This is a genomic window from Agriterribacter sp. (genome assembly GCF_035444585.1).
Classification (GTDB): domain Bacteria; phylum Bacteroidota; class Bacteroidia; order Chitinophagales; family Chitinophagaceae; genus Agriterribacter.
The window spans coordinates 1-9,197 of the sequence record NZ_DAOMOZ010000100.1 but is presented as its reverse complement, the minus strand read 5'-3'; the positions used below and the strand labels follow the sequence as shown (position 1 = coordinate 9,197).

The window sequence follows — 9,197 nt, the reverse complement described above, 5'->3', positions numbered from 1 at the left end:
AACTGCGGCAGGAAGTTGAATTTATTTCCTCCCAGCACCAGGTCTGGGGTCCCATTATTATCCATGTCTGTAACGCATATTGTATTAACACAGGAAAGCTGCACCATCTGCGGAAGATGCTGTATAGTGAATGTATTATTGCCCTCGTTGATGGCTACGCAGGAAAAAGGAAAATTGAACTGTTTAACGGTAGACGATTTGAGTAAATCTCCGGGAAACAATTCCTGTATGGATTTTGCAGCATATTCTTCATGCTTCAGGTTCTGCTTCCTGATAACAGGAAGCTGATCCTCCATATCATTCTTTACAAATACAGGTACATCCCTGCCATCTATGCTACAGGTCAATATTTTATCTATACTGCCATTGTGATCAAAATCGTTCAACCATAATTTTACGGGTTTCCCGGCGGAAGGGCGCAGATAGAAGTTCTCCCCGATATTTGCCAGTATCAAATCCTGCTTCCCGTCGTTGTTAACATCTGCTACGGCAATGTCCTGCCACCATCCGGATAATTCCGAAAGGCTGGTTACTGCTTCTTTGAATTGATTGTTTGTGAATGTAAAGATCTTAGGGCTCATCCATTCTCCGCAAATAACAAGCTCATCTTTTTCGTCTCCGTCAATATCTGCCCATACTGCCCCGGTAACCATGCCAACATGCAGCAGGCCGGGAGCTTTTGATCTTGTAACATCTGTAAAGTTGCCCTTCCCGTCATTTTCCAATAAATAACTTTGCGGCGATACACCGTATGCAAATGGTACGCTTCTGCCTCCTATGAAAAGATCCTGGTCTCCGTCATCATCAAAATCGCTGGCTGTAACTACGGAAATATTCATAGCGTTAGGTGGTAAGCGCCTGTTATCAATACTGAAATTCCCTTTCCCGTCATTGATATACAGCCTGTGTTGCAGTTCCGGCATACCCTGCTGGTGATTGTTACCCCCTGCGCCAATAAAAAGATCTTTGTCGCCATCGTTATCACAGTCAAAGAACAATATGCCGGTATCTTCAAACACAGCAAAGCGATCAAACAGAGGCTCAGCCTTTTTTATAAAACTGCCATCGGGCTGCTGAATATACAGTTGGCCGGGCTGGCTGGCGGCGCCCCCCACATATATGTCTGCCAGTCCATCATTATTTACATCTGCGGTATCCGCCTTTGGCCCTTCGCGCGACAGCAGAACGGGAACATTGCGCTCAGTGTAAAAATCCACATGGTTATCTTCTGTGTGCTTATCAAAAGAGGCGGTAGTGGGTTTTAAAAAGGTGGTTATGGTGGTGTTGCTGGGTAACACCTTTTGGGTATGAAGAGGTTTAGTGATAATATAGGTCGTATCAACTGCCGGATCGTAATACATGGAATATGACCTGTCCGGCCATACTATCATCATCGAATCGGGCTTGCTGTTGCCCAGTCCGATAATATTTTTATAATCAACGGAAGACTGAAAGCCCCTGGCAGGCATAAGCTCACGCGTATATGTGGTGTTTCCCGAGAAGATCTTAATGGAACTGCCAATAGCAAAGATATTCTTATCAGCTTGTTTAAGTATAATGGCAATATAGTGACTGGCTTTTTGTTCCTGTGCATTATTGCGGTATATAAAAGCAGGCCCGTTTGTGTTATTCGTGACCAGGTCAAGGTCGCCATCGTTATCAAGATCCCCGTAGGCAGAGCCATTGGAAAAAGAAGGTTGATCCAATCCCCATTCGGAACCTGCATCTTTAAAAGTGAGGTTGCCATTGTTTTTAAAGGCTTTATTCGATATGGGCACGGAAGGCATTTTATTAATGATGTTCTCAATTTCTTCTTTCTTGCCCGTGAGTACCATTTTTTGTATCATATCATTGGCAAAAAAATTCATGAAATCAAGATTGGTCACATCATGATAAATGCCATTACATACAAAAATATCATTCCAGCCGTCATTGTCTGCGTCCAGGATCAAACCACCCCAGCTCCAGTCTGAAGCGGCAACACCACTAAAGTACGCGATCTCATAAAATTTCCCTTCCCCTCCGTTAAGCTGTAAGGTGTTCTGTGTGAACTGATGATAGAAGCCTGATCTTTCTTTTAAATGATACAGATCGTAATTTTCGAATGAGGTAGTGGTTTTAATGCGTTTATCCTCGTATGGCAGCATGTCGGTGGTGAAAATATCCGGCAGTCCGTCATTATTGATATCGCCCAGATCGGCACCCATTGAGGCCAGGCTGGTATGCTGCATCCGGCTTTCCAATTCATCTTTGTATGTGCCGTCCTTTTGGTTTATATACAGGTAATCCCGCTCAAAAAAATCATTTGAAACATATATGTCAGGATAATAATCCCCATTCACATCGCCTACTGTTGCACCCAATCCAAAACTGATGAGGCTGCCGTAAATCCCGGCTTCCTTGCTGACATCCGTAAATTTACTGTTATCGTTTCTCAGCAGGCGGTCTCCCCCGCCTTTCAAAAAGCCGGCAACAGGCCAATCGGCGGCACGCAGATCTCTTTTGTTGGCATAGTTCAGCGTGTTAACGGGAATAAAACTATTATTGATAATAAAGCAGTCCAGGTCTCCATCCATATCATAATCAAAAAAAGCAGCGTGCGTCGTATACCCGCCACTGTTGGTAAGCCCGTACTCAGCCGCCGACTCCTGAAATGTTAAGTCATGATTGTTAATAAACAATCTGCACTCCGGCAGGCGGCCATTAATATAGCCTGCATTGCAAACAAAAATATCAAGCCAGCCGTCGTTGTTTATATCTGCCAGCACAACTCCCGTGCTCCAATCCTGCTTTTCCTCTATACCTGCTTTTCCGGAAATGTCTTCGAAACACCAGTTGCCTTTATTCAGGTACAATTTATTACTACCCATGTTGGCTGTAAAAAAAACATCGGCAAGCCCATCGTTATTGATATCACCGATAGCCACTCCGCCACCATTGTAAAAATTGCGATAGCTGAAAATATTGAAGTCTTTGGTATTATGGATATTGTTGGAAAAATCAATACCGGTTTGCTCCATAGCAGTAAATAGAACGGATCCGGCACTATTCTTTTTTTCCCCTTCTTTACAGGAAAAAAAAGCGCATAGCAGGAAAAAGTGTATAAATAATTTATAAAGAGAATATGGTTGCATTAAAGGCTTCAGTTTATACAGACAATGAAAACTTTCGTCAAAAATAAGCCGGATGATACAAGAAGAAAGGCTGCTTGAAAGGCAGCCTTAGCATCATATGATCATATTAATTCAGAAAAATCAATACCCGGGATTCTGAGTAAGATTAGGATTAACCGCTAACTGGTTAGCCGGAATAGGGAACAGCAAATTTTTAGGATCATCCGCTGCTTTTTCCTGCCAGGCTTCATTGTATTTGCCAAAACGAACCAGATCCTGGCGTCTCCAGCCTTCCCAGTACAATTCCCTGCCTCTTTCATCAAGCAGGTTGGCTTCGGTTAATGACGCAAGCGCCGTTGCACCGCGTGTTGCCCTTAATGAATTTACAATTACCAGCCCATCTGCCGCCCTGTCTGTTCTTAACAGCGCTTCCGCTTTCATTAACAATACATCTGCATACCTGAAATAGGCCCAATCATTGTTTTTCTGGTCGCCTGAGGTTGCATAATCATACGGGTATTTTACTGCTCTTATACCGGTCATTTCAAGATTGCTTCCTGTTTCGCGCAGGCTAACTTCTCGTGTAAAAGCAAGATTAACTCCCTGCCTGTCTTTTAACGGCTCATCTGTAGTAAGGTTGTATTGCTGCCCGAATAAAAGACCAACATTCTGCCTGTTACCCGGATTGGGAAGGGTTCCGGGGTATACATAGTTTATACCTCTTCTTTCGTCGGAAGCTTCAAACTTGTCATAAAAGTCGGATAATGTAGCAAAACCATTCCATCCACCCGGGTCCATATTGTAGTGTGCGATCTGGTACCAGGCATTCCGTATGTCGGACCCGCGTACCCCATTCTCATTAAAAAAGGTGAATATGTTTTCTTTAGATATATCATTATTGGTTGGGGCAAAATTATCAAAGTATTCGCCCGCATCGCTTAATGCATATTTACCACTACCAATGATCTCATCAGCAAGCGTTATTACCTGATTCATATCTGCCGGATCAAAACCGGGATTGGCTCGATCATCTTTGAAAACACCCCTGTTAAGATAGGTCTTCATCAATAAAACCTTTGCAGCATTTTTACTTGCTGTATAAGCCGGTACATTATCTGGTAAATCAGTCATGATGGCATTAAGCTCACTGATAATGAAATCGGTGGCTTCTGTTCCCTTTAGCGTAATGGGGTCAAGCCTGTAATCCGTAAGATCTTCCCTGTAAGGAACCTGGTTCCATCCGTCTGCTACGGAAAATATGGTCATCGCCCTTAAAAATCTTGCTTCGGCAGCCTGCTGTGCACTGGGGCTGAACTGCAGTACATTGGATGCATTAAACTGGGCAGACAGGAGGTCGCTGAAGGCGCCGCTGATTTGCCCGTGGTCGGCATTCCAGGTGTGCGCATGCAATGCGCGCCATTGCCCGTTATCATCCCAGTCGGGACCTCTTGTAGGGGCGATCGCTTCATCGGACGTATGCTCCTGCAAATGCCAGAAATTACCATCCTGGTAAGTAGCAAAGGAATTGTAGGTTGAAGTCAATAAGCCTTCGGCAGTAATACTACTCAAATCGTTCTCGCTTATTTCACTATTGAATGATTCTTCTAACTTGGTACAGGAAAACGAACCTGCCATCAGAAGAACAACGAATATTTTTTTCATATGTTTCATATAACTAAGTTTATTCATTTTGTTTTTGATATGCTATAGTGAAAAATTAACGCCCAGAATAACCGTTCTTGCCGAAGGATAAGGAATATAATCTATCCCGAGTGACGGGATGCCGTCAACAGAGCCGTCTGTACTTACTTCCGGATCAAACCCGCTGTATTTTGTTATTACGAAAAGGTTTTGACCGGTAAGTGAGATATTCACATTTCTGAAAGCATTGCCGATATCCCCTATCCGGTAGCTTAAGGTTGCATTAGCCATCTTCATGTAATTGCCTTTTTCAAGATAGCGGGTGGAAGGCGCCGCAGCATTAGATGTAGCTTCCTTTGCATCCGTGTTAAATATTGATTTGGCAACGTTCCTGCCACCTCCGAGGTTTCCTATTCCTAACACTGTTGCCGCAGTATTGTTGAACAGGTAGTGGCCAAATGTTCCGTTCATATTGATGGTTGCCGTAAATTTCCTGTAAGAAAAATCGGTTGATAAGCCCAGGAGCATTTTAGGATTGGGGCTGCCAACATAATATTTAAATGCGGAGGGGTCGCCGTCTTTGTAGATACTCTGTCCCGTTGCTTTATCTATACCTTCAAAAATACCCAGATACCATACATTCAACGGATGATCGCTAACAACCCTTTGCCCGTCTACATCTGTGAAACCCTGGCCTCTTAATTCGCCCGTTTGGTAAAATCCCGAAAGACCTTTCACTGTGTTTTGCAGGAACGATGCGTTACCGGTAATATTCCAGTTGATACGGTCATTTCTCATCAAAGCGCCTGTTAAAGATATCTCCCAGCCTTTGTTCAATACATACCCGTCAAGGTTCACCCATATTTTACCGCTTGGGGCAGGTTGTGCCAGTGTTCTTTCAAACAATACATCCGTGGTTTTTTTATAGAAATAATCCACGGAACCGTATATCCTGCCATCCAGTACTTCAAAATCAATACCCGCATTGGTAGTGGCTGATGTTTCCCACCTCAGGTCGGGATTGGCAAAATTGGTTTGAGAATATCCGCCATTGTTGGCTCCTATAGAGAAACGTGCCAATGAGGCTCCGGACGCAAATTCCTGGTTACCTGTTTTACCCCAGCCAAAACGTAGTTTGAGATTGTTGAAAATATTGTTCCCTGCCATGAAAGATTCATTGCTGATATTCCATGCAGCTCCTATAGAGGGGAAGTAACCGTATTTTTTATTCTCACCAAAACGGGTAGAGCCATCTGCACGGAATGTACCGGTAACAAGGTATTTATCCTGGAAATTCAGGATAGCCCTGGCAAAGTAAGATTGCAGTTCCGTGGTAGGTGAAGCGTAAGAACCTATCTCCCTGTTGGAAGTGATCCCCTGCTGTATATAGTTATAATAATCGAGCCCTATGTTTTGAAAATCCTTACCGGACATCCAACCACCACGGTTGTCAAAGATCAGCCATTCATGTCCCACAACAGCATTCACATTAAATCCTGAAGTAACTTCTTTATTATAGCTCAGGGTATTGGTTACCTGCTGGTTGGTTTGCTCACCATTACCAATAAAGGCATTCCCGTGATCATGCACTTGATCCAGGTTTAAGCGACGGTCAACCATTCCCTTCCTAACACCGGTCTGGCGGTTAACGCTGTATAAGAATTTATATTCCAGGTCATCGGTTATTTTATAGGAAGGAGCAATACTTGCGACAATAGTATTTATAACAGCCCTGTCCTTATAATAAGCAAGAGATGCCAAAGGGTTAATGGTGGTTCCCTGAAGCGTAGTTATAGAATCAGCGCTCTGCCTGACCTTTAAGGTGGGGTTCCATTGTAATGCCTGTGAAATAATGTTACCTTCAAATCCAACGAAAGCCGATACCGGTGCAATATTTTCGTTGGTTTGGGTAACGAGCACATTAACATCCAGACCAAGCTTTTTGCTCTCGAGGAATTTGAAGCTGCTGGTTAAATTGGCAGTGATCTTCTTTAACTTGGACGTTTCAATTACACCCTGCTGATCAAGATAGCCGGCAGAAATACGGTACCTGCCGTTTTCTGTTCCACCGCTTATTGCCGTATTATAGTTTTGCGTAATGGCTGTTCTGGTTATGGCATCCCAGGGATCCTCATTTCCGCCATAGTCGCCACTGGCTATATTGTAATCCTGTAAAACATTCCTGTATTCATCGGCATTCAGCACTTCAAGCTTCTTCAAAACATTTGATACCCCTACAGAAGCGTTGGCATCCAGCTGAGGAGCCCCGCTTTTGCCGCGTTTGGTAGTAATAAGAATAACGCCGTTGGCGCCACGTGAACCATAAATTGCGGTAGCAGAAGCATCCTTCAATATCTCCATACTGGCAATATCATTGGGGTTGATGAAGTTCAAAGGATTTCCTCCATCGCTTCCGTAGCTTCCTCCGCCACTTGTACCCGGCCGGGATGAACCACCCGAAAGGGGTACGCCGTCAATAACAAATAATGGTTGGTTGCCCGATCTGATGGAAGAGCTGCCCCGTACCCTGATGGTTGTAGAACCGCCCGGCTGACCGGTATTGTTTATTACCAATACGCCTGCAGCCTTACCTTGAATAAGCTGGTCGGGCGCTGTGATCACACCCCTGTTAAAATCTTTTTCCTGCACCGAAGCGACGGCCCCCGTAAGATCTTTTTTACGAGCCGTACCATAACCCACCACCACTACTTCTTCTAAGTTGGAAGTAGAGGCAACAAGCAAAATATTAAGGTTATCGGAGTCAATAGGTACTTCCTGGTCTTCATAACCCACTGCCGACACTGCTAAAATTTTTGCTGAAGCAGGAACGGTAATAGAAAAGTCACCGCTTATATTGGTGGTAGTTCCCGAGCGGGAGCCTTTAACCTGAACCGATACTCCTACTATCGGTGAACCGTCTTTGCTATCGGTTACCTTACCGGTAATTGTTTTGTTTTGAGCTAATGCGGTGGAAAAAGAAAAGAAGAGCAAAAATATTGACAGAGCAATACATTGCAGCAAACGTTTTGGCGCCATAATAAGCAAATTAGAGTTTTAAGTATAGAAGTTTTCGTCGTCAATTGTGTATTTTATACACAACATTGAATATACAATATTAGCAATTTTTTATGCATAAATGAAATTTTTTACCGGGGAAAAGTTTTAAAAAAGCGACAATCCTTTATATTCGGTGATTTTTTCAACCCATCATATATTAATATTAACTCGTATGTCTCAAACCTTAGGCTCACAGCGTCTATACTCCTTGGATGCCCTGAGAGGCTTCGATATGTTCTGGATCATGGGCGGCGAACGCATCTTTCATGCACTTTCCAAAGCAACAGATAACCCGTTCTGGAACAGTTTATCGCACCAGTTTTCGCACCCCGACTGGAATGGCTTCCGGTTTTATGACCTGATCTTTCCGCTGTTTCTTTTTATTGCCGGGGTTGCCACTCCCTATTCTGTTGGCCGCCAGTTGGAAAAAGGCGCTTCCCGGCAAAAGCTGTTACGGCGTGTAGTTAAACGGGGATTTGTCTTAGTGCTGCTGGGCATCATTTACAATAACGGACTGAGCATACAACCCATTTCAGAAATGAGGTTTGGCAGCGTGCTGGGACGGATAGGCTTAGCATACATGTTTGCCAATATCATTTACCTGTACACAAAAAAGCAAAGCATCCGGGTAATATGGGCCGGATGCCTGTTGCTGGGATACTGGCTTATCTTACTGTGCACCGCTGCACCGGGATTTCCTGCAGGCGACCTCACCATTGAGGGTAATTTTGCCTCTTATTTTGACCGCCTGTTCCTTCCCGGTAAACTGTATGTAAATAATATTCATGACCCCGAAGGACTGTTCTCTACCATCCCGGCCATTGCTACCGGGTTGCTGGGTATATTAACAGGAGGCTTTTTGAAAAACAGTCCTCTTTCGCCCAATGCAAAAGCAGTACGTTTGCTTGCTGCAGGCGCCGCGCTTGTTGCCGTTGCCCTGGTATGGAACATCGCTTTCCCTTTCAATAAAAATTTGTGGTCAAGCTCTTTTGCAACGCTGGTGGGCGGAATAAGCATGCTGCTGCTGGCAGTTTTTTATTATATCATAGATGTGAAGGGATATAAAAAATGGGCCTTCTTTTTCGTGGTCATAGGCATGAACTCCATCCTGATTTATATGTCGGGTCATTTTATTGACTGGAAATACAGCACGAACGCTTTTTTTGAATGGCTTACCGAACTGGCAGGCGATCCTTACGGTATCCTTGCTTTTGCTTTCTGCTATATTGCCGTAAAATGGGCCTTCCTGTATTTTTTGTATAAGAAGAAGGTGTTTTTGAGAGTATAAAGGGGAAGACCGAAGCCCGGGAAATATAAAGCACCGAAAGAAAATAACAAGAACCAAATCACAAGAAACAAATAAATTTCAAATCCGAAGCCTTAAGC

General features: G+C 43.9%; 4 protein-coding genes. 1 reads left to right on the top strand and 3 read right to left on the bottom strand.

Annotation, left to right across the window (positions count from 1 at the left end; all coding sequences use genetic code 11):
* From PLH26_RS11950 to PLH26_RS11940, 3 genes are all read right to left on the bottom strand, one after another.
* On the bottom strand, nucleotides 1–3,134 hold a 3,134-nt coding region (locus PLH26_RS11950), incomplete at its 3' end, for a VCBS repeat-containing protein (protein WP_324586253.1).
* A gap of 120 nt (nucleotides 3,135–3,254) precedes the next feature.
* The gene (locus tag PLH26_RS11945) at nucleotides 3,255–4,775 is read right to left on the bottom strand and encodes a RagB/SusD family nutrient uptake outer membrane protein (RefSeq protein ID WP_324586252.1); all 1,521 of its coding nucleotides are present in this window, start codon (nucleotides 4,773–4,775) and stop codon (nucleotides 3,255–3,257) included.
* 42 nt (nucleotides 4,776–4,817) lie between these two features.
* Nucleotides 4,818–7,790, bottom strand: a complete 2,973-nt coding sequence (locus tag PLH26_RS11940) for a SusC/RagA family TonB-linked outer membrane protein (RefSeq protein ID WP_324586251.1) — start codon at nucleotides 7,788–7,790, stop codon at nucleotides 4,818–4,820.
* Nucleotides 7,791–7,983: 193 nt separating this feature from the next.
* Here PLH26_RS11940 and PLH26_RS11935 point away from each other — a divergent pair, with 193 nt between their 5' ends.
* Nucleotides 7,984–9,099 carry an acyltransferase family protein gene (locus PLH26_RS11935; RefSeq protein ID WP_324586250.1) on the top strand — a complete coding sequence of 372 codons (1,116 nt, stop codon included), beginning with the start codon at nucleotides 7,984–7,986 and terminating at the stop codon, nucleotides 9,097–9,099.
* Nucleotides 9,100–9,197: the final 98 nt, after the last annotated feature.

What these genes read in the sequence shown, in the direction of transcription:
- PLH26_RS11940 (WP_324586251.1), bottom strand. Translation starts at nt 7,790, where the DNA reads ATGGCGCCAAAACGTTTGCTGCAATGTATTGCTCTGTCAATATTTTTG.
- PLH26_RS11945 (WP_324586252.1), bottom strand. Translation starts at nt 4,775, where the DNA reads ATGAAAAAAATATTCGTTGTTCTTCTGATGGCAGGTTCGTTTTCCTGT.
- PLH26_RS11935 (WP_324586250.1), top strand. Translation starts at nt 7,984, where the DNA reads ATGTCTCAAACCTTAGGCTCACAGCGTCTATACTCCTTGGATGCCCTG.